Here is a 22566-nt window from a genome sequence, read left to right on the forward strand (position 1 = left end):
CCCCCCCCCCCCCCCCCCGCCGCGCCCCCCCGCGGCCGGCCCCCCCCCCCCGCCCCCCCCCCCCCCCCCCCCCCCCCCCCCCCCCCCCCCCCCCCCCCCCCCCGCCGCGGGGGGGGGCGCGCGCCCCCCCCCCCCCCCCCCCCCGCTCCAGCTTTTCGTTTTGACGCAATTCCGGACGGAAAACCGCTTCGCACTTTTCCTGGAATTGCTCTAGATCAGAGCGATGTCGAAGCGAATCGCCGGTCCCGAGATCGAACGTCTGATCCAGCTCCTGGCCAAGGTGCCGGGGCTGGGACCCCGTTCGGCCAGGCGTGCCGCCCTTCATCTGATCAAGAAGAAAGAGCAGCTTTTGTCGCCGCTTGCCGCCGCCATGGCCGAGGCGGCCGACAAGGTGCGCATCTGCTCGACCTGCGGCAATGTCGATACATCGGACCCTTGCATGATCTGCACCGATCCGCGCCGTGATGCCGGCACCATCATCGTCGTCGAGGACGTCTCCGACCTGTGGGCGCTGGAGCGCGCGGCGGCGATGAATGTGCGCTACCACGTGCTCGGCGGCACGCTGTCGCCGCTCGACGGCATCGGCCCCGAGCAGCTCAACATGCGCTCGCTGGTTGATCGCGTCGCCGGCGGCGAGGTCAAGGAGATCATCCTCGCCGTCAATGCGACGGTGGAGGGCCAGACGACCGCGCATTACCTCACCGACCAGTTGTCCGGCTTCGACATCAAGGTGACGCGCCTTGCGCATGGCGTGCCGGTCGGCGGCGAACTCGACTATCTCGACGAGGGCACGCTGGCCGCGGCGCTGCGTTCGCGGACGGCGTTTTGACAAAGTTGCGGCAGAGGATGCGGGTCATGATTTTTGCGCGTCCTTCCAGGCTGGTGCCAAGCACCCCCCTCGACAGGACGGAGAGGGGTGCGAAGGAACGCAAACCTCTCAGATTGGCTCTGTTTTCCTTTTTTGCAGTTCTTCTCTCGGTCTTTTCCACCCCCGCCTCCGCCGCAAAGATCGACGACCAGTTCCGCGCCTGGCTGCAGAACGACCTCTGGCCACAGGCCAAGGCGAAAGGCATTTCCAAAACCACCTTCGACGCCGCCTTCGACGGCATCAAGCCCAATCTGAAGCTGCCGGACCTGGTCAAGCCGGGCGAGAAGGCGGCCACGCCGCAGAAGCAGCACCAGGCCGAATTCGGCTCACCCGGCGCCTATTTCGCCGAGAAGACGGTTCGCGCGGTGACGGCGGGCGGGCGCGCGCGCGAAGCCGCCAATGCCAGGACACTTGCGGCCATCGAAAAGCGCTATGGCGTGCCGGGCGAAGTGCTGCTGGCGATCTGGGGCCGCGAGACCGGATTCGGCGCGGCGAAGATGCCTTATGACGCCTTCGAAGTGCTGGGCACCAAGGCATTCATGTCGACCAGGAAGGACTTCTTCCGCACCGAACTGCTTGCCGCACTCGAGATCGTCGAGCGCGGGCTGGCTCCGGTCGGCGCGATGAAATCGTCCTGGGCCGGCGCGCTCGGCCAGCCGCAATTCATGCCGACCTCGTTCCTGAAACATGCCGTCGATTTCGACGGCGACGGCCGCGTCGACATCTGGAACTCGACGCCGGACGTGTTGGCCTCGATCGCCAATTATCTCGTCCACTATGGCTGGGTAAAGGGTCGTGGCTGGGGATTCGAGGTGACGGTGCCGGAAAGCGTTTCCTGTTCGCTGGAAGGCCCGGACCAGGGCAAGAAAATCTCGCAATGGGCTGATATGGGCATCAAGCGCGTCGGCGGCAAACCGTTTCCAGTGAGTGAGCTGAAGGCCGAAGGCTTTCTGCTGATGCCGGCAGGGCGCAGCGGCCCGGCCTTTGTCGCCACGCCCAATTTCTACGTGCTGAAGCAATACAACACCAGCGACCTGTACGCGCTGTTCATCGGCCATGGCGCCGATCGCATCGCCCATGGCGATCAGAACTTCGCCGGCAGCTGGGGCGCGGTCGGCGGGCTGCACCGTTCGGACATCGCCGCCCTGCAGCGGGCGCTGGAGGCCAAGGGCTATGATGTCGGCAGCGCCGATGGCCTGCCCGGCTTCAAGACCCGCCGCTCGATCGGCATATGGCAAGCCAAGAACGGCCGCGCCGCCACCTGCTTTCCTGACGCCGACCTGGTCGCAGTGCTGAAATAGCTCCGAAATTAGCAGATTTTTCTCGATCGGCAGCCTCGATTGGCTGGCCTATGCGTCGACACCCCACCGGCCTTTCTGGCCCAATGAGCCGTCGTATAAATGCTCGTTGCCCGCCACGGGGCCGACGGATATGGTGTTGACCAACTGGACAAAAACCACGACGGTAAGTGGGCAGAGGGGCCGTCTCCAGGCCCCGAAAAAATTCCGCAACCCTGAGCCGGGAACTCAGGTCAACAAACAACAAAACAGGGAACAATCACAATGATGATGGAAAAGTTTGCTCTACGCTCTCGCTTCCTGCTCGCGGGTGCCGCCATGTCGGCGCTGCTTCTGGCCGGCGCGCCCGCCGGTGCGGTCACGCCCGCCGACACGCTGGTCGAAGGTTTCGCGATCGACGACATCATCTCCATGGATCCGGGCGAGGCGTTCGAGCTGTCGACCGCCGAGGTCACCGGCAACACCTATGATCTGCTTGTCCGTCTCGACCTCAGCGACACCTCCAAGGTCAAGGGCGACCTTGCCGAAAGCTGGACCGTCTCCGATGACGGCCTGACCTACACGTTCAAGCTCAAGCCCGGCCTGAAATTCGCTTCCGGCAATCCGATCACGGCGTCCGATGTCGCCTGGTCGTTCGAGCGCGTCATCAAGCTCGACAAGAGCCCGGCCTTCATCATCGGCCAGTTTGGCATCAGCGGTGACAACGTCACCGAAAAGGCCAAGGCTGTCGACGACGGCACCTTCCAGTTCACCATCGACAAGGCCTATGCGCCGAGCTTCGTGCTGAACTGCCTGTCGGCAACGGTCGCTTCGGTGGTCGACGCCAAGCTGGTCAAGGAACATGTGGCTGCGGTCACGCCGAGCGCCGACTACAAATGGGACAATGATTTCGGCAATGGCTGGCTGAAGACCGGCTATGCCGGCTCCGGCGTCTTCAAGCTGCGCGAATGGCGGGCCAACGAAGCCGTCGTTCTCGAGCGCAACGACAATTACTACGGCGAAAAAGCCAAGCTTGCCCGCGTCATTTATCGCAACATGAAGGAAAGCTCGGGCCAGCGCCTGGCGCTCGAGGCTGGCGACATCGACGTTGCCCGCAATCTCGAACCGAACGACCTCGACGCCATCGCCAAGAACGCCGACCTCACCACCACCAGCGCGCCCAAGGGCACGGTCTATTACATCAGCCTCAACCAGAAGAACGCCAACCTCGCCAAGCCGGAGGTGCGCCAGGCGTTCAAGTATCTGGTCGACTATGATGCCTTGAGCTCCACCATCCTCAAGGGCATCGGCGAAATCCATCAGACCTTCCTGCCCAAGGGCGTGCTCGGCGAATTGGATGAGAATCCGTTCAAGCTCGATGTCGCCAAGGCCAAGGAATTGCTGGCCAAGGCCGGTCTGCCCGACGGCTTCAGCGTAACCATGGACGTACGCACCGGCCAGCCGACGACCGGGATGGCGGAATCGATCCAGCAGACGCTCGGACAGGCCGGCATCAAGCTCGAGATCATCCCGGGCGACGGCAAGCAGACGCTCACCAAATACCGCGCCCGCAACCACGACATCTATATCGGCCAATGGGGCCAGGATTATTTCGACCCGAACTCCAACGCCCAGACCTTTGCCTCGAACCCGGACAATTCGGATGGGGCCAAGACCAAGACGCTGGCCTGGCGCAACGCCTGGGACATTCCGGACCTGACCAAGCAGACGGAAGCGGCACTGCTCGAGAAGGATGCCGGCAAGCGCGCCGACATGTACAAGGATCTCGAGAAGAAAATCCTCGACACCAGCCCCTTCGTCGTCATCCACCAGCAGCTGGAAGTGGCCGGCCTGCGCAAGAACCTCAAGGGCTTTGCGCTCGGCCCGAGCTTCGACACCAACTTCGTCGGCCCGGTGTCCAAGGAATAGTGCTCGCGGACACGCCGCATGAGCGCGGTTGAAAAAGAAGTGGCGGCGGGGCTCGGCAGCGCCCGCGCCGTCGCTATTGCATCATCGCTTGGCCGTTTCCTGGTCATTGCGATCACGACCTATCTTGGTCTGCTCGCGGTCACCTTCTTCATCGGCCGCGTCATTCCGATCGACCCGGTGCTGGCGGTGCTCGGCGACCGGGCGCCGGCCAATGTGGTTGAGCGCACGCGCCGCGAGATGGGCCTCGATTTGCCGTTGATCGAGCAGTTCTACATCTATGTGAAGAATGCGCTGAACGGCAATTTCGGTGTCTCCGTGCTGACCACCAATCCGGTCATGACCGACATTCGCCGGGCGCTTCCGGCCACGACGGAACTGGCGACCCTCGGAACGCTAATCGGCGCGTTGTTCGGCGTGCCGCTCGGTGTGCTGGCCGCGGTCAGGCGCGGCAGCCTCATCGACCAGATCGTGCGCGTCATCGGCCTGATCGGTTATTCCGTGCCGATCTTCTGGCTGGGGCTGCTTGGGCTGGTGCTGTTTTATGCCAAGCTGCAATGGGTTGCCTTCCCGGCGAGGCTCGACGTCGTCTACGAATACACCTTTACGCCGATCACCGGCTTCTATCTCCTCGACTCTGCGATGCAGGGGCAGTGGGACGTTTTTTACGACGCCTTCCGCCACATCATCCTGCCGGCCTCGCTGCTCGGCTATTTCTCGCTCGCCTATATCAGCCGCATGACGCGCTCGTTCATGCTCAACGAATTGTCGCAGGAATATATCGTCGCGGCGCGCGCCAAGGGCCTGTCGGAAACCCGCATCATCTGGGGCCACGCGCTGCGCAACGCAGCGGTGCCGATGGTGACGGTGATCGCGCTGTCCTATGCCGGACTGCTGGAAGGTTCGGTGCTGACCGAGACCGTCTTCTCATGGCCGGGCATCGGCCTTTACATCACCAATTCGCTGCAGAACGCCGACATGAATGCGGTGCTCGGTGGCACCATCGTCATCGGCTCGGTGTTCATCGCCATCAACCTTCTCTCCGACCTGCTGTATCGGGTGCTCGATCCGAGGACGAAGTCCGCATGAGCGTCGACACCATCCAGAGCCGTCGCGACTGGCTGCTCAGCGAGCGGCCGGCCTCGCGCATGCAGGCAAGGCTCGGCCGCGCCTATGTGGCGTGGCGGCGCTTTTCCGCCAACCGGTTGGCGTTTCTGGGCCTGCTCATCATCATTGCCCTGCTGGTCGTTGCCGCCCTTGCAGGCGTGCTGGCACCTTATTCGCCAACCTTCGGCGACCTGAAGAACGCGCGCCTGCTGGCGCCGAGCTCCGAGCACTGGTTCGGCACCGACGATCTCGGCCGCGATATCCTGTCGCGCATCCTCTACGGCTCGCGCTGGACGCTTTACGTGGTCATCCTGGTTGCCATCATCGCCGCACCCATCGGCCTTCTGGTCGGCACCGTTGCAGGCTATGCCGGTGGCTGGACCGATGCCATCCTGATGCGCATCACCGACATCTTCCTCGCCTTTCCCAAGCTGATCCTGGCGCTGGCCTTCGTCGCAGCACTTGGCCCCGGCATCGAGAATGCAGTGCTGGCCATCGCCATCACCTCATGGCCGCCCTACGCCCGCATCGCGCGGGCAGAGACGCTGACGGTGCGCAATTCCGACTACATCAAGGCGGTGCAACTGATGGGCGCCTCGCCCTTCCGCATCGTGCTGCGCCATATCATGCCGCTTTGCATTTCGTCCCTGATCGTCAGGGTGACGCTCGACATGGCCGGCATCATCCTGACCGCCGCCGGGCTCGGTTTCCTCGGCCTCGGCGCGCAGCCGCCGCTGCCCGAATGGGGCACGATGATCGCCTCCGGCCGCCGCTTCGTGCTCGATCAATGGTGGGTGGCCGGTGCGCCGGGCTTCGCCATTCTCATCGTCAGCCTCGGCTTCAACCTGCTTGGCGACGGCCTGCGCGACGCGCTCGATCCGCGGAGTGGCGACCAATGAGCGGGGAGACGAAGACGCTTCTCGACGTAGACGACCTGCGCGTCACCTTCCCGACCCGCACCGGGCTGATCGAGGCGGTGCGCGGCGTTTCCTTTTCGCTCGGCCGCGAACGGCTCGGCATCGTCGGCGAATCCGGCTCGGGAAAATCGCAGACCGGCCGCGCCATCATGGGCCTGACGCCACCGCAGGCGCGGATATCGGCCAACAAGCTCGCCTTCGACGGCATCGACCTGCTCACCGTCTCGCCACGCGAACGCCGGGCGCTGCGCGGCAAGCGCATCGCCATGATCCTGCAGGATCCGAAATATTCGCTCGACCCGGTGATGAGCATCGGTCGCCAGATCGTCGAGACGTTGCGCACCCATGAAAAGGTCGGCAAGGCGGAGGCACGCGACCGTGCGCTGGCCATGCTGGAGGCGGTGCAGATCCGTGATCCCTCTCGCGTCTTCAATTTGCATCCGCATGAAGTTTCGGGCGGCATGGGCCAGCGCGCCATGATCGCCATGATGCTGATCGCCGGTCCGGAAATGATGATCGCCGACGAGCCGACCTCGGCGCTCGATGTCACCGTGCAGCTCGATGTGCTCGGCATCCTCGACCGGCTGGTCAGTGAGCGCGGCATGGGGCTGATCTTCATCTCGCACGATTTGCGCCTGGTCTCGTCCTTCTGCGACCGCGTCATCGTCATGTATGCCGGCAAGGTGGTCGAGCAGCTCAAGGCGTCCGAACTCGGCCAGGCCCAGCACCCCTACACGCGCGGCCTGCTCAATTGCATGCCCAAGATCGGTGCCGACCGCCACCCGCTGCCGGTGCTCGACCGCAAGCCGGAGTGGGCGGCATGACTTCTGCGATTGCCGTCGACAGGCTGGAAGTGATCTTCGACCGTTTTCGCGCACTGAAAGGCGTCAGCCTCGACGTGCAGCCGGGCGAATCCTTCGGCCTGGTCGGCGAATCCGGCTCCGGCAAATCGACGCTGCTGCGGGCCATCGCCGGCCTTGCGCCGGTTGCATCGGGCGGCATCGTCGTCAACGGCAAGACGCTCGGCGCGCGCCGCGACAAGGCCTTCTACCGTGAAGTGCAGATGGTCTTCCAGGATCCGTACGGGTCGCTGCACCCGCGCCAGACCGTCGACCGTCTGCTGCAGGAGCCGCTTGCCATCCATGGCTTTGCCGACGGCGAAAAGCGTATCCAGCGGGCGCTCGACGAAGTCGGCCTCGGCAACGGTTTTCGGTTTCGCTATTCGCACCAGCTCTCCGGCGGCCAGCGCCAGCGCGTGGCGATCGCGCGTGCACTCATTCTCGAACCGTCGATCCTGCTGCTCGACGAGCCGACCTCGGCGCTCGATGCCTCGGTGCAGGCGGAAGTGCTCAACCTGCTGGAAGAGGTACGCAAGCGGCGCAAGCTGACCTTCCTGATGGTCAGCCACGACCTCGCCATCATCACCCATATGTGCGAGCGGCTGATGGTGATGCAAAGCGGCGAGGCGGTGGAGAATCTGGCGGCGGCAGACCTTGTCGAACGCCGTGTGACCAAGGACTATACGCGCAATCTGTTGCGGGCCAGCGACGGGTTTGTGAGAACCGCTTGAATTCGTTTTCTCTTTTGCGCCGAACAACCATCTTGGGGAATTCCCATGGAGGAATGGAAGTTTGCGGATCCGCCCAATGTCGCGGTGTTTGTGGATAGGGCGGTCGTTACCCGCGGCGATTGGATCGCATACGTCTCACATGACGATGACGACGGCAGTTGGCAATTCCACAACAGCGAAACCGGACCTGTTGACGAAGGCGATATCATGATCGTCAGCTTGCAAAACGTTGTGCAGCGGGACGAAAGCATCCAGGCGTTGGCGGACTTGCCAGAAGGCTGGCACGCTTGGCGCACCTCGAAATCGTCGCCGTGGCAACGCGCCAGGTCGCGCCCTGTGCCCTCCAACGACAACGAATGATCAGGCAAAGCCTTAGGCTCAGCCTTGCGCCAGTTCGCCGTTCTCCAGAACGGGTGGCTCTTCCCGGCCCTTCGGCTCCTTGATCCTGAACCACGTCACATAAAGCGCCGGCAGGAACAGCAGCGTGATTGCGGTACCCGCGATGATGCCGCCCATCATCGCATAGGCCATCGGCCCCCAGAACACTTCGCGCGCGATCGGGATCAGCGCCAGGCTGGCGGCCGCCGCCGTCAGTGCGATCGGCCGCATCCGGTGTTCGGTCGCTTCGATGACCGCCGCCCAGCGGTCCTTGCCCTCTCGAACAAGATCCTCGATCTGCACGATCAGGATGACCGAATTGCGGATCAGGATGCCGATCAGCGCCAGCACGCCGAGGATGGCGACGAAGCCCAGCGGCGCGCCGCTCGGCACCAGGGCCGCCACCACGCCGATCAGCCCCAGCGGCGCCACCGCGACGACCAGGAACAGGCGCTGGAAGCTTTGCAACTGCACCATCAGGATCGTTGCCATGACGAACAGCATCAACGGCACGACGGCGGCGATCGGTCCCTGACTTTTGGCGCTCTCCTCGACCGAGCCGGCGGTGGCGATCGAATAGCCCGGCGGCAGCTTGGCGGTGAAGGCATCGACCGATGGCTTCAGTTCGTTGACGACCGTGGCCGGCAGCACGTCGCCGACCAGCCCGGCGCGCACGGTGATGGTCGGGATGCGATCGCGTCGCCACACCGTCGGTTGCTCCAGATCGTAGCGGAAGTTGGCGACCGCCGCGAGCGGGATCGCCTCGCCGGTGCTGGTCGGCAACTGCATGTTCTGCAACGTCTCGATCGAGCCGCGTTCGGCCCCGCGGGAGCGGGCCACGACATTGATCAGGTAAGTGGCGTCGCGCACCTGCGTGATGGTGGCGCCGCCGACCGTACTGTTCAGCGCGCTGGCGATGTCGGAGGAGGTGATGCCGAGCTGGCGTGCCTTGTCCTGCAGCACGTCGACCCTCAGCACGCGCTGCGGCTCGTTCCAGTCGAAGGTCGGCGCGGCGAGCTTTGGATTGGCGGAGATGACACCGGCGAATTGCTGCGCCAGTTCGCGCACCGTCTGGATGTCGGGACCGCCGACGCGGTATTGCACGGGGCGGCCGACCGGCGGTCCGAGTTCGAGCGGCTTGACGAAGGCGTCGGTGCCGACGAACTCCTCGCGCAGCAGCTTTTCCAGCGCCGGCTTGACCCGGTTGCGGGCCTCGATGCTCTTGGTGACGATGACGGTCTGGCCGAAATAGGGGTTGGCCGGCTGCACGTCATAGGCGAGCACGAAACGCACCGCGCCCTGGCCGATATAGGACGAGAAATGGTCGATGTCGGGATTGCCGACCAGTGCCCGCTGCTCGAACCGCTCCATCTGGTCGCGCGTGTCGGCGATCGAAGAATTCTGCGGCAGGTTCCAGTCGACGATCAACTCCGGCCGGTCCGATGGCGGGAAGAACTGCTGCTGCACCAGGCCGAAGCCGGCGATCGAGCCGGCAAACAACAACACGGTGGCGATGATGGTCAGCCAGTGATGGCGCACCGAGCCGACAAGCACGCGCCGGAACAGCGAGGTGAAGCGGCCCGGCTGGTCGTGATGCTTGGTTTTCATCGTCGCCGGCAGGATGGTGACGCCGAGCAGTGGCGCAAACAGCACCGCCACGATCCATGACACCAGCAGCGAAACGGCGATGACCACGAACAGGGTGAAGGTATATTCGCCGGCGGCGCTGTTGTTGAGGCCGATCGGGATGAAGCCGGCGACAGTTACCAGCGTACCGGTCAGCATCGGAAAGGCGGTCGATGTGTAGACATAGGTCGCCGCCTTGCGCAGATTGTCTCCGACCTCAAGCCGCGCCACCATCATCTCGACCGCGATCATCGCGTCGTCGACCAGAAGGCCGAGCGCGATGATCAGCGCACCCAGGGAAATACGCTGCAGCGAAATGCCGAGATAGGCCATGACCGTGAAGGTGATGGCCAGCACCAGCGGGATCGACAGCGCCACGACGAAGCCGGCGCGCATGCCGAGACTGATGAACGACACGGCGAGCACGATGGCGACCGCCTCGAACAGCGCACGCGTAAAGCCCGAGACGGCCTCCTCGACGATGACCGGCTGGTCGGCCACCAGATGCACGCCGACGCCGACCGGCAGGTCGGCCAGCACCTTGTCCATCTCCTTGTGCAGGGCCTCGCCGAATTCGAGCAGGTTAGCGTTGGGTTTCATGCCGATGGCGAGCCCGATCGCGTCCTGGCCGTTGAAACGGAACAGTGCCGTCGGCGGATCGACATAGCCGCGTGTGATCGTCGCTACGTCGCTCAGGCGGAAGAAGCGGTCGTTGACGCGCAGATTGATGGCGCGCAGGCTTTCCTCGGAGGTGAACTGCCCGCCGACACGCACGCTGATGCGCTCCGGCCCGGACTGGATGACGCCGGACGGCGTGATCGCGTTCTGCGCCTGCAGGCTGGCGACGATCGCTTGCTGGTTGAGGCCGAGGGCGGCGATCTGGCGGGTTGAGAATTCGAGATAGATCGCTTCGTCCTGGGCGCCGACCAGGTCGACCTTGCCGGCGTTGGGCACGGTCAGGATCTTTGTTCTGGCATCCTCGACATAGTCGCGCAACTGGCGCGGCGTCAGCCCGTCCGATGTGAAGGCGTAGATGTTGCCATAGACGTCGCCGAAGCGGTCGTTGAAGAACGGGCCCTGCACACCCTGCGGAAACTGTGCCCCGATGTCATTGACCATGTTGCGCACCTGAATCCAGTTCGGCACGACATCGCGTGCCTTGGTGGTGTCCTTCAGGTTGACGAAGATGACGGTCTGGCCGGCCGTGGTGACGGACTTGGTGTAGTCGAGGCTATCGAGTTCCTCGAGTTTCTTCTCGATGCGGTCGGTCACCTGCTGCACGGTTTCCTTGACCGAGGCGCCCGGCCAGTTGGCCTGGATGATCATCGTCTTGATGGTGAAGTTGGGATCTTCTTCACGGCCGAGATTGAGGTAGGAGAACACGCCAGCCACGACGAAGACCAGCATGAAATACCAGACCATGGAGCGGTGGTTGAGCGCCCAGTCGGAGAGATTGAAGCCTTTCATGAGGCCCCTCCCTCGGGCACTGTCACCTTCTGGCCTTCGCTCAGGCTGTGGACGCCCGCCGTGACAACACGCATGCCGGCCTCCAGCCCCTCGGTCACCGTGAAGGTGCCGCCATTCTTCGACGCGACCTTTATGTCGCGTGCGTTCACGCTGGATGTCTGCGGGTCGACGATCCACACTTTCGCGGAACCGTTCTTTTCGAACAGCGCCGACATGGGCAGTTCGATCGTCGGTGCCACCTTGGTCACGCGGGTCGCCGTCACCGTGGAGCCGAGCCGGAAGGCCTGTGGCGGATCCGTGAGCGTCAGCCTGACGCGCCGGGTGCGGGTCGAGCCCTCGGATTGCGGTGCGATCTCGCGCAGCTTAGCCCCGGTCTGGATCGTCGGCAGCGACTGCAGGATGACCTGGAAGGGCGTGCCGGCCGCGAGATCACCGGTCAATTGGTCGGGAATGTCGACCACCGCCTCGCGCAGGTCCGAGCGCGCCACGGTGACGACGGTCTGGCCGGGCGAGACCGTCTGGCCAACTTCGGCGCCGACAGCGGTGACGACACCGTCGAAATCAGAGAACAGCCTGGCATAGCCGAGCTGTTCCTGCGATTTGGCAAGCGAGGCCTTAGCCCGCTCGACACCTGCCTCCGCAGCTTTGCGCGCCTGCTGCGCGGCGTCGAAGACAGCTTGCGTGGCGTTGGCTGAGGCGAGTAACTGGCGCTGCCGTTCCTCGCTGGCGGCGGCGTTGGCGAACTGCGCCTCGGCATTGGACAGTTCCGCCTTGGCCGCCTGGAGCGACAACTCCAGCGCGGTCGGATCGAGTGCCGCTATCGTCGTGCCCTTGCTGACGATGTCGCCGACCTGGACGTCGCGCGAGACGACCCGGCCAAGCAGGCGGAAGGCCAGGTCGGCGCTGACCTGCGGTTCGACGGATCCGGCAAAACCGAAGACTTGCGTGGTGCGCGGCTCGATCACCATCGACAGCACCGGCCGGATGATCTCGGGCGGCTTTTCCTCCGACCTGGAGCAGGATGCCAGCGCGCCGAGCATGAGCACGCCGAGCAGGATGCGCGGCGTCCGGCTCATTGGCCCGCTCCCGATATCTCGATCGTCTGTCCAGGGCTGAGCAGCTGTCCTCCAGCGGTGACGACGCTCTGGCCTTCGTCCAGCCCCCTGGCGATCACGACCGTGCCCGAATTGAACGCCAGCACTTCGACCGGCGCCATCGTCACCGCCTTGGTCGAGGGATCGACGATCCAGACCGCCGGCTTGCCGCCGCTGGACGTCAGCGCCTGCCAGGGCAGCAGGATCGCCTTCGCCGGCTTGGCGCTTACCGAGCCGATGACGGCTGCTCCTAGCGGCATGCCGGCGGGCGTGTCGGGAATGGCGACCTTGACCCGGATCGAGCCCGAAGCCGGGTCGACCGCAGGCGAGATTTCGCGGACCTTGCCCGTTGCCCTGACCTGCGGATCGGACAACAGCGTGATCGTCACCGCAGGCGATGCCGGTGTCTTGGCGATCAGCGTCTCCTGCACGTTGAACACCGCGTCGCGGTCGCCGTCCTCGGCGACGGTGAAGACGGTTTGCGCGGCTTGCACCACTTGGCCGGTTTCGACTTGGCGGGCGGTGATCACGCCGGCGGCACCGGCCTTGAGCTCGGTGAAGGACAGGTTTTGCTGGGCGTTGGAGAAAGCGCTCTGCGCGGCTTCGACGCTGCCTTGTGCCACCTTCAGGGCCTGGTCCGCGGCGTCATAGTCGCGCCTGGTGGTGAAGCCCTGCGCCAGCAGCGTCTTCTGCCGCTCGAAGGCGGCAACGGACTGGGTCAGTTGCGCCTTGGCTGCATCAAGATCGGCCTGCGCCGAGCGCAGGTCGGATTCCTGCTCCTGCGGGTCGATGCGGGCGAGCACCGTGCCTTGATCGACATGCTGGCCGACATCGACAAACCGTTCGGCGACGCGACCGCCGACCCGGAACGACAGATTGTTCAGCGTACGCGCCGCGATCACCCCGGTCAGCGAAGTCCTTGGCGCATAGTCGGCCATCGCCACCGTTTCGGTGCGCACCATGATCTGCAGTTTCTTGTCCGCCGCTTCCTGCTTCTGACAGCCGGTCAGAAGCAGCGCCGCCGTGCAGGCGAAAAGCGCCGGGGCGGCTGGAAAAGACAAAAGACCGGGAGCTTTGACCGATGGCTGCGAGACGGGCGAAGTCACGTTCCTGCTCATGGGCTCTCCCGACCGCGGCCGCTCGCTGATCGCGGTGCCTCGCGGCCATCCAGAGGATAGTCGATCCCCGGGAAAAGGAAACCGGTCTCGTACGTGTATCGCCCGACTGGCTAAGCGCCGGGATCTGCCCACCGCAGGCCCAATCGCATGCCGGTGGTGCCGACTTGAGGAAAACGTGAAATAAGGTCAGAAGACATCTCAACGGCATCAAACAGGACGGGCGCCGGCCCGGTGAGGGATACGATGAAGAATTCAGCCATTTCCGAACGCAAGAACCAATCGATTTCCCGCGGCGTCGGCATGACCACGCAGATTTATGCCGACCGGGCTGAAAATTCGGAAATCTGGGATGTCGAGGGGCGTCGCTATATCGATTTCTCGTCGGGCATCGCCGTCGTCAACACCGGGCATCGCCATCCCAGGGTGATCGAGGCGGTCAAGGCACAGCTCGACCGCTTCACCCACACCTGCCACCAGGTGGTGCCCTATGAGAGCTATGTGCGCCTGGCCGAACGGCTGAACGGCATGCTGCCCGGCAAGTTCGAGAAGAAGACGATCTTCGTCACCACCGGGGCCGAGGCGGTAGAGAACGCCATCAAGATCGCCCGCAATGCCACCGGCCGTCAGGCGGTCATTGCCTTCGCCGGCGGCTTCCATGGCCGCACCTTCATGGGCATGGCGCTGACCGGCAAGGTCGTGCCTTACAAGGTCGGCTTCGGCGCCATGCCGGGCGATGTCTACCATGCGCCGTTTCCTGTGCCGCTGCACGGTGTCTCGGTCGCCGACTCGCTGGCGGCGCTCGACCGGTTGTTCAAGGCCGATGTGGATCCGGCGCGCGTCGCCGCCATCATCATCGAGCCGGTTCAGGGCGAGGGCGGCTTCTACGACGCGCCGCGGGATTTCCTGGTTGCGCTGCGCAAGCTTTGCGACCAGCACGGCATGCTGCTGATCGCCGACGAAGTGCAGACCGGCTTTGCCCGCACCGGCAAGATGTTTGCTATGGATCACCATGAGGTGGCCGCCGACATCACCACCATGGCCAAGAGCCTGGCCGGCGGCTTTCCTCTGGCGGCGGTCACCGGCCGCGCCGAAATCATGGATGCGCCCGGCCCCGGCGGGCTCGGCGGCACCTATGGCGGCAGTCCGATCGGCGTTGCCGCGGCGCACGCCGTGCTCGACGTGATCGAGGATGAAAAGCTGTGCGACCGCGCCAATACGCTGGGCGCAAGGCTGAAACAGCGGCTGCACTCGATCCGCGACGACGTGCCCGAGATCGTCGACATCAGAGGTCTCGGCTTCATGAACGCGGTCGAGTTCAACGACGTCAAGAAGGGCCTGCCCTCAGCCGAGATCGCCAATGCGATCCGGTTGAAGGCGCTCGACAAGGGCCTGATCCTGTTGACCTGCGGCGTCTACGGCAACGTCATCCGCTTCCTGGCGCCGATCACCATCCAGGACGAAGTCATGAACGAAGCACTCGACATTCTGGAAAGCTCGATCCGCGAAGTCTGCGCCGCCTGATCAGTAAGGTGCCGCGCCTGAGGGACGGAATTATCCCGCCGCTCTGGCGGGCTCATTCTCGAGGAAAGCAGCCAGTGCCGCTTTCAGCCCCTCGGGGCCAGCGGCCACCGTCTGTGGCGTCGGCGAGAAGCCGGCGCCCAACATCTTGCGGCCAAGCATATGGTCGCCCGGACGGTTGACCGATTCGATGCCGAGCAGCCGCTCGCCGGCGTAGTGGTAGATCGAGAATTTGTTGTCGGGCAGGTCGCCCAGCACGACATGGCTGTCGCCGCCGGCGGTCAGGCCGACCATCTGCAGCTTCATGTCGCCGATGTCGGACCAGAACCATGGCACCGCAGAATAGGCGTCGGCATGGCCTGATATCGTGCGCGCGGCAAGCCGCGCCTGGTCGGTGGCATTCTGCACCGATTCCAGGCGCACGTCGCCGCCGGTGAACCAGTGACGGTAAGAGGCAGCATCGCCAATAGCGAGAATCTCCGGCACCGAAGTCCGCATCTGGTGATCGACGCGGATGCCGTTGGCGATGCCGAGGCCAGCTTCCTGCGCCAGTCCGACATTCGGCACGGCACCAATGCCGACAATGACCATGCGCGCCGGCAGCCTTTCGCCTGACGAGGTGATCGCGGCCACGACATGACCGTTTTCGCCTTCGAGCCTGGCGATCGAGGTGCCGGTGAGGATGCGCACGCCCGTCGCTTCCAGCCGTTGCCGGACGTGGCTCGCCACCACCGGCGCTACGGCGCGGCCAAGCAGCCGGTCCACCGCCTCGACCACTGTCACCGTGCGGCCGGCGGCCTTCAACGTGGCTGCGATCTCCAGCCCGATGAAACCGCCGCCGAGGATGACGACTTCGTCGGTTTGCGCGCTGAGGTCGCGGATCAGCCGCGCATCGGCCAGCGAGCGCAGCGACAGCACCCCGGACAGATCGGCACCGGCCAGCGGCAGCGTGCGCGGGCGCGAGCCTGTCGCCAGGATCAGGTGGTCGAAGGCAAGCGCACCACCGCCGGCAATATCCAAACTGCGGCGTCCGGCATCGAGGCGATCGATCCTGACGCCAGGCCGGTAGTCGATGGCGCTGCCGGTGTAAAAGGCCTCGCCGCGCAAGGGTTGTGGCTTGGCCTCGGCATCCTTGATGAAGGTCTTCGACAGCGGCGGCTTGTGGTAGGGCAGTTCGTCCTCATCTCCGACGAGGATTACCGGTCCGTCATAACCGTCCTCGCGCAGACTTGCGGCCGCTTGCACGCCCGCATGACCCGCGCCGACAATGACCACACCGTTCTTCATCGCACTCAATCCCGATTCTACCCTAGGATGTTCCGCCAGATGGCAATTGTCTGGCACCGCTGCAAGCGAGCTTTTGCGGGTCGCATCCGGGATGGCGGCTGTCAATCGCACAGTTCAGCGGCAAGACCGGTGCAGGAAACGCATAAAGTTGACAGTTGCAGTTTAGAATAATTCTAAACTGTTGTTTCGATTGACTTTTCTTGCGGATTGTCATTGACATCCGACGGTGTCGCAGCTTTATGGAAGTTCGCGCGTCAGCGCATCCCTTTAATGTTTGGGCCTTGAACCCTTTCGATTGGAGGCATTTTGGTGTCTTTCTTCCGCGAACCGCGCGATGGCGCGGCATCTCTTGCGCCCAATGGCCCGCAGATGGCCTGGCGCCGGTTGCTGCGCGCGCCGTTTACAGAATTTCCGAGAAACTGGAGAGTGATCATGACAGCACGATATGGCAGCAGGCTTGCGGCGATCGGCGCCACTGCCCTGCTGACGGCGGCGGTATTCGTGTTGCCGGCAAAGGCGGAAACAGATGTAAAGGCGGTCATCAAGACCTATTCCGACATCGCGCTCGCGAAATACGAGGATTCGCTGACCACCGCGCAAGCGCTCGACAAGGCGGTCGACGCGCTGCTCGCCACGCCATCGGTGGAAACCCTCAACGCTGCCCGTGACGCCTGGAAGGCATCGCGCGTTCCCTACCAGCAGACCGAAGTCTACCGCTTCGGCAACAAGATCGTCGACGACTGGGAAGGCAACGTGAATTCCTGGCCGCTGGATGAAGGCTTGATCGACTATGTCGCCAAGAGCTACGGCACCGAATCGGACGCGAACGCGCTCTACACGGCCAATGTGATCGCCAACAAGGAGATCGAGATCAGCGGCAAGAAGGTCGATGCATCGAAGCTTTCGCCGGAATTCCTCTCCGGCACGCTGCAGGGAGCCGGCGGCATCGAGGCCAATGTCGCCACCGGCTATCACGCCATCGAATTCCTGCTCTGGGGCCAGGACCTGCATGGCACCGGCCCGGGTGCCGGCGAGCGCCCCTACACCGACTACGACCTCAAGAACTGCACCGGCGGTAATTGCGACCGCCGCGCCGAGTATCTGAAATCGGCCAGCGACCTTCTGGTTTCGGATATTCAGGAGATGGTCGGCAACTGGAAGGAAGACGGCGCCGCCCGCAAGGCTCTTGTCGATGGCGAGCCGAACACGGCGATCTCGACGATCTTCACCGGCATGGGCTCGCTGTCCTACGGCGAACTGGCCGGCGAGCGCATGAAGCTCGGCCTACTGCTGCATGATCCGGAAGAGGAGCACGATTGCTTCTCCGACAACACCTACAATTCGCATCTCTACGACGCCATCGGCATTCGCGCGGCCTATCATGCGAGCTACACGCGTCTCGACGGCACCGTCGTTTCGGGTCCTTCGGTGGCCGATATGGTGAAGGCGGCCGACCCGGCGATCGACAAGGAACTGTCTGACAAGCTCGATGTTTCGGTCGCCAAGATGGAGGCGATCAAGGCGCGTGCACTGGCCGGCGAGGCCTATGACCAGCAGATCGCCGAGGGCAACATTGAGGGCAATGCCACCGTCCAGGCGGCGATCGATGCGCTGATCGATCAGACCAAGTCGATTGAGCGCGCCGTCGGCTCCCTGAAGCTCAGCACCATCGCCTTCGAAGGGTCCGACAGCCTCGACGCGCCGGACAAGGTGTTCAAGTAAGGGGTAAACGACGGAGACTGACCCGGAGCCGGACAACCGGCTTTGCAACGGCCTCCGCCAGAAGATCAAGCCACACGGCGCGGGAGACGTCGTCAGCCAGCCGAGCAAGCCAATGCTGATTTGTCATTGCAACATCATCACCGAGAAGGAGATCGAGCAGACGATCGTCGAGCTGCTGGACCAGGATCCCTGGCAGTTGATCGTGCCGGCGAAGATCTATCATGCAATGCAAAAGCGCGGTCGCTGTTGCGGCTGCTTCCCAAATGTGGTGGAAACGATCATTCGGGTCACCGAAAACTACCACGCCCGCTCGGAGGCGAGCGGCGTGGATGTCGTTTCACACCTGGATCGCGTCAGAGGCCTGCGCATCCAATACGGGAGCAGAATTCATGAAAGGCGATCCGCAGATCATCGAGCGGCTTAACGAGGCCCTTTTTCTGGAGCTTGGGGCCGTCAATCAGTACTGGGTGCATTTCCGTCTGCTTGAGGACTGGGGATACGCGAAGCTGGCAAAGAAGGAGCGGGCGGAATCGATCGAGGAGATGCACCATGCCGACAAGCTCGTCGCCCGCATCATCTTCCTCGAAGGCCATCCGAACCTGCAGTCCGTGGCGCCGCTGCGCATCGGGCAGAACGTCAAGGAAGTGCTCGAATCCGACCTTGCCGGAGAATATGACGCACGTACCGCCTACAAGCGTTCGCGCGAAATTTGCAACGACGCCGGCGACTACGTGACGATGAAGCTGTTCGAGGAATTGCTGGCCGACGAGGAGGGTCACATCGACTTTCTTGAGACGCAGCTCGACCTGCTTGCCTCGATTGGCGAGGAGAAATACGGCCAGCTCAACGCCGCATCGGCAGACGAGGCGGAGTAAGGGCATGCGGGAATGCGGCGCCTGCTAGAATTCGTGCGCCGCTCGCGGCGGGCCAATGGCTCGCCGCTCCCTGAGAAGACGCCAGCCGGATTGGCGCGTCGGCGCTGTGTCATGCTCGTGTTGGCGCTTACCTCTTCGGCGATGGCGGGTGATCTTCAGCCGGCCGGCTTCGCCACCACGCGCACCGACCTCAATGCGAAGGATCAGGCGCGCGTCATTGCCGTCACCAGGCCGACCACGGATTTTTCCAGGCCAGAGCCGTTCGAATTGATGCAAGGTGGCGCCGGCACGTCCCGAAAGGACGTCAGCCGCGATTCCTTCTCGCAATCCTCGGCCAACATCACCTTCGAGGAAGAGGGCGACTTCAAGCTCGGCAATGCCCTTTTCCGCAAGAACTGGGTCTCGTCGCCATCCTCGACGCAAGCGTCGGACGGGCTCGGCCCGCTGTTCAACGAACGTGCCTGCCAGAACTGTCATCTGAAGGATGGCCGCGGCCGCCCGCCGCAAGGCGACCCCGGCACCACGTCGATGTTCCTGCGGCTGGCCCGCGACGCCAGCAGCGTGGAAGAGAAGGCGGCGCTTGCCGACCATCAGGTGCTCAACTTCCCCGACCCGGTCTACGGCAGGCAATTGCAGGAGCTCGCCGTACCCGGCCTGCCTGGTGAAGGCAGGATCCATATCGATTACCAGGAACGTAAGGTGGAGCTGACGGACGGCTCTGTGATCTCCTTGCGCAAACCGAGCTATTCGGTTGACGGCCTTGGCTACGGGCCGCTTGACCCGCGCACCACGCTGTCGCCGCGGCTCACACCGCCGATGATCGGCCTGGGCCTGATCGAACAGATCGCGCCGTCTGATATTCTCGCCCAAGCCGATCCGGACGACAGGGACGGCGACGGCATTTCCGGCAGGCCGAACATCGTGCGCGATAGCCTGAACGGGGAACTGACGCTCGGCCGCTTCGGCTGGAAGGCGCAGACCGCGTCGATCCGCCAGCAGGCGGCGGACGCCTTTGCCGGCGACATCGGCATCTCGACGCTCGAAGAGCCGAGGCATTGGGGCGATTGCACTGCTGCGGAGGCAAAATGCCTCGCCATGCCGAACGGCGTGCAGCAGCGTCTTGGCCCGGTCGAGGCGCCGCCGCCGGTGATGGATCTCGTCACCTTCTATTCGCAGAACCTGGCCGTGCCGTCGCGCCGGGACCTCGACCGGCCGGACGTGCTCGCGGGCAAAAAGACATTCTACGAGATCGGCTGCATTGCCTGCCATACGCCGAAATTCGTCACGCGCCGCGATACGCCCAATAAGGCGCAGGCCTTCCAGTTGATCTGGCCCTATTCCGACTTCCTGCTGCACGACATGGGGCCTGATCTGGCCGATGGCCAGGCCGTGGGCGATGCGACGGGCAATGAGTGGCGCACGCCGCCGCTGTGGGGCATCGGCCTGACCGAGACAGTCAACGGCAATTCCTTCTTTCTGCATGACGGGCGCGCGCGCAGCCTAGCTGAGGCGATCCTGTGGCATGGCGGCGAGGCGCAGAAAGCGCGCGACCGTTTTGCCGCCGCTAACGCGACCGAGCGTGACGCATTGCTCAAATTCCTGGAGTCACTGTGATGTTCAAGCGTTCTGCATTGTTTTTCGCTCTTCCGCTGGCCCTGCTGGGCGTTGTCCCTGCGTCGGCGGCGGTCAAAGCCTCCGACATCATCCAGCGGGCGATCGATGGCTTCGTCCGCCCGGCCTATGCCGGCCTGCACGAGCATGCGGAAGCCTTGACCGGATCCATGCGCAAGCTGTGCGTCACGCCCTCGCAAGGAGAGCTCGATGCCGCACGCGCCGAATTCTCCGCCACCGTCTATGCCTGGTCGTCAGCCGAAATCATCGGCTTCGGGCCGATCAAGGAGAACAACCGGCTGGAACGCATGCTGTTCTGGCCGGATCGCAAGAGCATTGGCCTGAAGCAGGTGCAGGCGGCGCTGTCGGCGAAGGATCCAACCGCCACAGATCCGGCACAGCTGGCCGGCAAGAGCGTCGCCATGCAGGGGCTGGGCGCGCTGGAGTTCGTACTTTACGGCGACGGCGCCGATGCACTGGCCGGCAAGGATGATCCCTACCGCTGCGCCTATGGCACTGCTGTTGCCGGCAACATCGAAACCATGGCCGGCGAGGTCAGCGCCGCCTGGAACAAACCGGACGGCTTTGCAGCGATTTGGGCCAATCCGGGGCCGCAGAACCCGCTCTACCGCGACGGCAATGAAGCGGTGACCGAACTGGTCGGCGTCTTCGTCAACGAGCTGGAAATGGTGCGTGACGTGCGCCTGAAAGGATTTTTCGGCGGCAAGCCGGACGCGGACAAGCCGAAACAAGCGATCTATTGGCGCTCGCAAAACACCACCGCGTCACTGGCCGGCAATCTCTCCGGCATCGATACGCTGTTCCAGGCCTCGAAACTTGGCGACGCCCTGCCGGCCGATGCGCGCTGGATGGCCGAATCGATACACATCCAGCTGGTCAACGGTGTCGCCACCGCCAAGGCCGTCAGCGGTCCAATCGACAAGGCGCTTGCCGATCCGGCATTGCGCGACAAGCTCGATCATTTCGCGCTGATCACCTCCAGCCTGTCGACCCTGATCGGGACCAGGTTGACCGCTGAATTCGGCCTGACCGCAGGCTTCTCCTCGCTGGATGGGGACTGAATTGAAAACCCCGCTGATAGATCGCCGCGATTTCCTGAGAGCTGCAGGCGTTGGCTTCATGGCCGCGATGGCGCCATCGGCCTGGGCAACGACGCTTTCGGCCGACGCCGTCTTCGCCACCGCTTTCGTCAAACGCGACGGCAGCTTTGGCGCTGCCGTCCTGTCCGAGGCCGGCAAAGTCCTGCATGCGATCGATCTGCCCGATCGCGGCCACGATGTCACCTTCGATCCCATATCGAAACGCTCGGTGGTCTTCGCGCGGCAACCCGGCACCTTTGCCGTGGTTTTCGACCATTCGGGCCGTGATGCGCCGCTGACCATCGCCAGCATCGCCGGCCGGCATTTCTTCGGCCATGGCGTGTTTTCGGCCGACGGTGCGCTGCTCTATGCCACCGAAAACGACTTCGACAACGCCGCTGGCGTCGTCGGCGTCTACGATGCGCGGGCGAAATTCAGCCGTGTCGGCGAGTTCCCGACCTATGGAATGGGTCCGCACGAGCTTCTGCTCCTGGGCGATGGCAGGACGATTGCGGTAGCAAATGGCGGCATCGAGACCCATCCGGATTACGGCCGCGCCGAGCTCAACATTGCGACCATGAAGCCGTCCTACGTGCTGATAGACCGCGCCACCGGCGACCTTATCGAGAAGCACGAATTGCCGGCCGCACTGCATCAGCTGTCTATCCGCCACATGGACACAGATCCATCCGGAACCGTCTGGTTCGGCTGCCAGTACCGGGGGCCGGGCACCGATCGTCCGTTGCTGGTCGGTCGCGCCACGCGCGGCAAGGATCTGCAACTGCTCGACATGCCGCAGGACGTTTTGTCCGGCTTCCGCAACTACATAGGCTCGGTCGCCGCCAATCCGGCTGCCGGCACGGTCGCGGTCTCCTCGCCGGAAGGCAACTCGCTTGTCGTGCTCGATTCGGCCAGCGGCCGGGTCGTCGCGAACAGCGCGCTGGTCGAGGTCTGCGGCGTGGCACCTGACGGAACCGGCTTCATGGCCACCACCGGCGCTGGCGAGATCGTCGAGGGCAGTGGTGCGACACGCTCCGAACCGGACTATGTCTGGGACAACCACATGCTGCGCATCGAGCAGGCCGCATAGGCCACAAGCGAAGCC

At 64.0% G+C, this 22566-nt stretch carries 19 protein-coding genes; 15 read left to right on the forward strand and 4 right to left on the reverse strand.

The features are described from left to right. The first annotated feature begins 223 nt into the window (after positions 1 to 223). From recR to AC0L2D_RS07295, 8 genes are all read left to right on the forward strand, one after another. The gene (recR, locus tag AC0L2D_RS07260) at positions 224 to 829 is read left to right on the forward strand and encodes a recombination mediator RecR (protein WP_013527928.1); all 606 of its coding nucleotides are present in this window, start codon (positions 224 to 226) and stop codon (positions 827 to 829) included. Positions 830 to 855: 26 nt separating this feature from the next. Continuing rightward, positions 856 to 2169 carry a lytic murein transglycosylase gene (locus AC0L2D_RS07265; RefSeq protein WP_275954084.1) on the forward strand — a complete coding sequence of 438 codons (1314 nt, stop codon included), beginning with the start codon at positions 856 to 858 and terminating at the stop codon, positions 2167 to 2169. Positions 2170 to 2430: 261 nt separating this feature from the next. Then, positions 2431 to 4074 carry an ABC transporter substrate-binding protein gene (locus AC0L2D_RS07270; protein WP_473540679.1) on the forward strand — a complete coding sequence of 548 codons (1644 nt, stop codon included), beginning with the start codon at positions 2431 to 2433 and terminating at the stop codon, positions 4072 to 4074. Between the two features lie 18 nt (positions 4075 to 4092). Continuing rightward, positions 4093 to 5160, forward strand: a complete 1068-nt coding sequence (locus AC0L2D_RS07275; protein ID WP_366236118.1) for an ABC transporter permease — start codon at positions 4093 to 4095, stop codon at positions 5158 to 5160. Next, positions 5157 to 6077 (forward strand): nickel transporter permease, encoded by a 921-nt coding sequence (nikC, locus tag AC0L2D_RS07280; RefSeq protein WP_024503441.1) that lies wholly within the window; start codon positions 5157 to 5159, stop codon positions 6075 to 6077. The genes AC0L2D_RS07275 and nikC overlap by 4 nt, the downstream gene beginning before the upstream one ends. Then, positions 6074 to 6919 (forward strand): ABC transporter ATP-binding protein, encoded by an 846-nt coding sequence (locus AC0L2D_RS07285; protein ID WP_024503442.1) that lies wholly within the window; start codon positions 6074 to 6076, stop codon positions 6917 to 6919. Before nikC ends, AC0L2D_RS07285 begins: the two co-directional genes overlap by 4 nt. Further along, positions 6916 to 7665 (forward strand): ABC transporter ATP-binding protein, encoded by a 750-nt coding sequence (locus AC0L2D_RS07290; protein ID WP_013527922.1) that lies wholly within the window; start codon positions 6916 to 6918, stop codon positions 7663 to 7665. The genes AC0L2D_RS07285 and AC0L2D_RS07290 overlap by 4 nt, the downstream gene beginning before the upstream one ends. Positions 7666 to 7710: 45 nt before the next feature. Then, the gene (locus AC0L2D_RS07295) at positions 7711 to 8025 is read left to right on the forward strand and encodes a hypothetical protein (protein ID WP_206519134.1); all 315 of its coding nucleotides are present in this window, start codon (positions 7711 to 7713) and stop codon (positions 8023 to 8025) included. Positions 8026 to 8043: 18 nt separating this feature from the next. Here the strand turns inward: AC0L2D_RS07295 and AC0L2D_RS07300 are convergent, their stop codons facing one another. Genes AC0L2D_RS07300 through AC0L2D_RS07310 form a run of 3 tightly spaced genes read right to left on the reverse strand, consistent with a single transcriptional unit; the run spans position 8044 to position 13348 of the window. Then, positions 8044 to 11136 carry an efflux RND transporter permease subunit gene (locus tag AC0L2D_RS07300; RefSeq protein WP_473540681.1) on the reverse strand — a complete coding sequence of 1031 codons (3093 nt, stop codon included), beginning with the start codon at positions 11134 to 11136 and terminating at the stop codon, positions 8044 to 8046. Next, positions 11133 to 12212 (reverse strand): efflux RND transporter periplasmic adaptor subunit, encoded by a 1080-nt coding sequence (locus AC0L2D_RS07305; protein ID WP_024503446.1) that lies wholly within the window; start codon positions 12210 to 12212, stop codon positions 11133 to 11135. Before AC0L2D_RS07305 ends, AC0L2D_RS07300 begins: the two co-directional genes overlap by 4 nt. Continuing rightward, positions 12209 to 13348 (reverse strand): efflux RND transporter periplasmic adaptor subunit, encoded by a 1140-nt coding sequence (locus tag AC0L2D_RS07310; protein WP_337122893.1) that lies wholly within the window; start codon positions 13346 to 13348, stop codon positions 12209 to 12211. Before AC0L2D_RS07310 ends, AC0L2D_RS07305 begins: the two co-directional genes overlap by 4 nt. A gap of 243 nt (positions 13349 to 13591) precedes the next feature. On the opposite strand from AC0L2D_RS07310, the gene AC0L2D_RS07315 reads away from it, so the two are divergent. Further along, the gene (locus tag AC0L2D_RS07315) at positions 13592 to 14869 is read left to right on the forward strand and encodes a 4-aminobutyrate--2-oxoglutarate transaminase (protein WP_063171165.1); all 1278 of its coding nucleotides are present in this window, start codon (positions 13592 to 13594) and stop codon (positions 14867 to 14869) included. A 30-nt stretch (positions 14870 to 14899) separates the two neighbouring features. Here the strand turns inward: AC0L2D_RS07315 and AC0L2D_RS07320 are convergent, their stop codons facing one another. After that, positions 14900 to 16153, reverse strand: coding sequence for an NAD(P)/FAD-dependent oxidoreductase (locus AC0L2D_RS07320; RefSeq protein ID WP_473540683.1), 1254 nt, complete (start codon positions 16151 to 16153; stop codon positions 14900 to 14902). A 432-nt stretch (positions 16154 to 16585) separates the two neighbouring features. Here AC0L2D_RS07320 and AC0L2D_RS07325 point away from each other — a divergent pair, with 432 nt between their 5' ends. From AC0L2D_RS07325 to AC0L2D_RS07350, 6 genes are all read left to right on the forward strand, one after another. Continuing rightward, complete coding sequence (locus AC0L2D_RS07325) at positions 16586 to 17875, forward strand: imelysin family protein (RefSeq protein ID WP_473540684.1); 1290 nt, start codon at positions 16586 to 16588, stop codon at positions 17873 to 17875. Between the two features lie 112 nt (positions 17876 to 17987). After that, positions 17988 to 18299, forward strand: coding sequence for a (2Fe-2S)-binding protein (locus AC0L2D_RS07330; RefSeq protein WP_473540685.1), 312 nt, complete (start codon positions 17988 to 17990; stop codon positions 18297 to 18299). Beyond that, on the forward strand, positions 18265 to 18750 hold the full coding sequence (gene bfr / locus AC0L2D_RS07335) for a bacterioferritin (protein ID WP_013527914.1): 486 nt from the start codon (positions 18265 to 18267) through the stop codon (positions 18748 to 18750). The genes AC0L2D_RS07330 and bfr overlap by 35 nt, the downstream gene beginning before the upstream one ends. A 12-nt stretch (positions 18751 to 18762) precedes the next feature. After that, positions 18763 to 20364, forward strand: coding sequence for a di-heme oxidoreductase family protein (locus AC0L2D_RS07340; protein WP_473540687.1), 1602 nt, complete (start codon positions 18763 to 18765; stop codon positions 20362 to 20364). Continuing rightward, complete coding sequence (locus AC0L2D_RS07345) at positions 20364 to 21443, forward strand: imelysin family protein (protein WP_224618558.1); 1080 nt, start codon at positions 20364 to 20366, stop codon at positions 21441 to 21443. Before AC0L2D_RS07340 ends, AC0L2D_RS07345 begins: the two co-directional genes overlap by 1 nt. A 1-nt stretch (position 21444) precedes the next feature. Next, a complete protein-coding gene (locus AC0L2D_RS07350) occupies positions 21445 to 22551 on the forward strand; it encodes a DUF1513 domain-containing protein (protein WP_337122885.1) in 1107 nt (368 codons plus the stop codon). The last annotated feature ends 15 nt before the right edge of the window (positions 22552 to 22566 follow it).

Source organism: Mesorhizobium sp. WSM4833, assembly GCF_055811095.1.

What these genes read in the sequence shown, in the direction of transcription:
- recR (WP_013527928.1), top strand. Translation starts at nt 224, where the DNA reads ATGTCGAAGCGAATCGCCGGTCCCGAGATCGAACGTCTGATCCAGCTC.
- AC0L2D_RS07265 (WP_275954084.1), top strand. Translation starts at nt 856, where the DNA reads ATGATTTTTGCGCGTCCTTCCAGGCTGGTGCCAAGCACCCCCCTCGAC.
- AC0L2D_RS07270 (WP_473540679.1), top strand. Translation starts at nt 2,431, where the DNA reads ATGATGATGGAAAAGTTTGCTCTACGCTCTCGCTTCCTGCTCGCGGGT.
- AC0L2D_RS07275 (WP_366236118.1), top strand. Translation starts at nt 4,093, where the DNA reads ATGAGCGCGGTTGAAAAAGAAGTGGCGGCGGGGCTCGGCAGCGCCCGC.
- nikC (WP_024503441.1), top strand. Translation starts at nt 5,157, where the DNA reads ATGAGCGTCGACACCATCCAGAGCCGTCGCGACTGGCTGCTCAGCGAG.
- AC0L2D_RS07285 (WP_024503442.1), top strand. Translation starts at nt 6,074, where the DNA reads ATGAGCGGGGAGACGAAGACGCTTCTCGACGTAGACGACCTGCGCGTC.
- AC0L2D_RS07290 (WP_013527922.1), top strand. Translation starts at nt 6,916, where the DNA reads ATGACTTCTGCGATTGCCGTCGACAGGCTGGAAGTGATCTTCGACCGT.
- AC0L2D_RS07295 (WP_206519134.1), top strand. Translation starts at nt 7,711, where the DNA reads ATGGAGGAATGGAAGTTTGCGGATCCGCCCAATGTCGCGGTGTTTGTG.
- AC0L2D_RS07300 (WP_473540681.1), bottom strand. Translation starts at nt 11,136, where the DNA reads ATGAAAGGCTTCAATCTCTCCGACTGGGCGCTCAACCACCGCTCCATG.
- AC0L2D_RS07305 (WP_024503446.1), bottom strand. Translation starts at nt 12,212, where the DNA reads ATGAGCCGGACGCCGCGCATCCTGCTCGGCGTGCTCATGCTCGGCGCG.
- AC0L2D_RS07310 (WP_337122893.1), bottom strand. Translation starts at nt 13,348, where the DNA reads ATGAGCAGGAACGTGACTTCGCCCGTCTCGCAGCCATCGGTCAAAGCT.
- AC0L2D_RS07315 (WP_063171165.1), top strand. Translation starts at nt 13,592, where the DNA reads ATGAAGAATTCAGCCATTTCCGAACGCAAGAACCAATCGATTTCCCGC.
- AC0L2D_RS07320 (WP_473540683.1), bottom strand. Translation starts at nt 16,153, where the DNA reads ATGAAGAACGGTGTGGTCATTGTCGGCGCGGGTCATGCGGGCGTGCAA.
- AC0L2D_RS07325 (WP_473540684.1), top strand. Translation starts at nt 16,586, where the DNA reads ATGACAGCACGATATGGCAGCAGGCTTGCGGCGATCGGCGCCACTGCC.
- AC0L2D_RS07330 (WP_473540685.1), top strand. Translation starts at nt 17,988, where the DNA reads ATGCTGATTTGTCATTGCAACATCATCACCGAGAAGGAGATCGAGCAG.
- bfr (WP_013527914.1), top strand. Translation starts at nt 18,265, where the DNA reads ATGAAAGGCGATCCGCAGATCATCGAGCGGCTTAACGAGGCCCTTTTT.
- AC0L2D_RS07340 (WP_473540687.1), top strand. Translation starts at nt 18,763, where the DNA reads ATGCGGCGCCTGCTAGAATTCGTGCGCCGCTCGCGGCGGGCCAATGGC.
- AC0L2D_RS07345 (WP_224618558.1), top strand. Translation starts at nt 20,364, where the DNA reads ATGTTCAAGCGTTCTGCATTGTTTTTCGCTCTTCCGCTGGCCCTGCTG.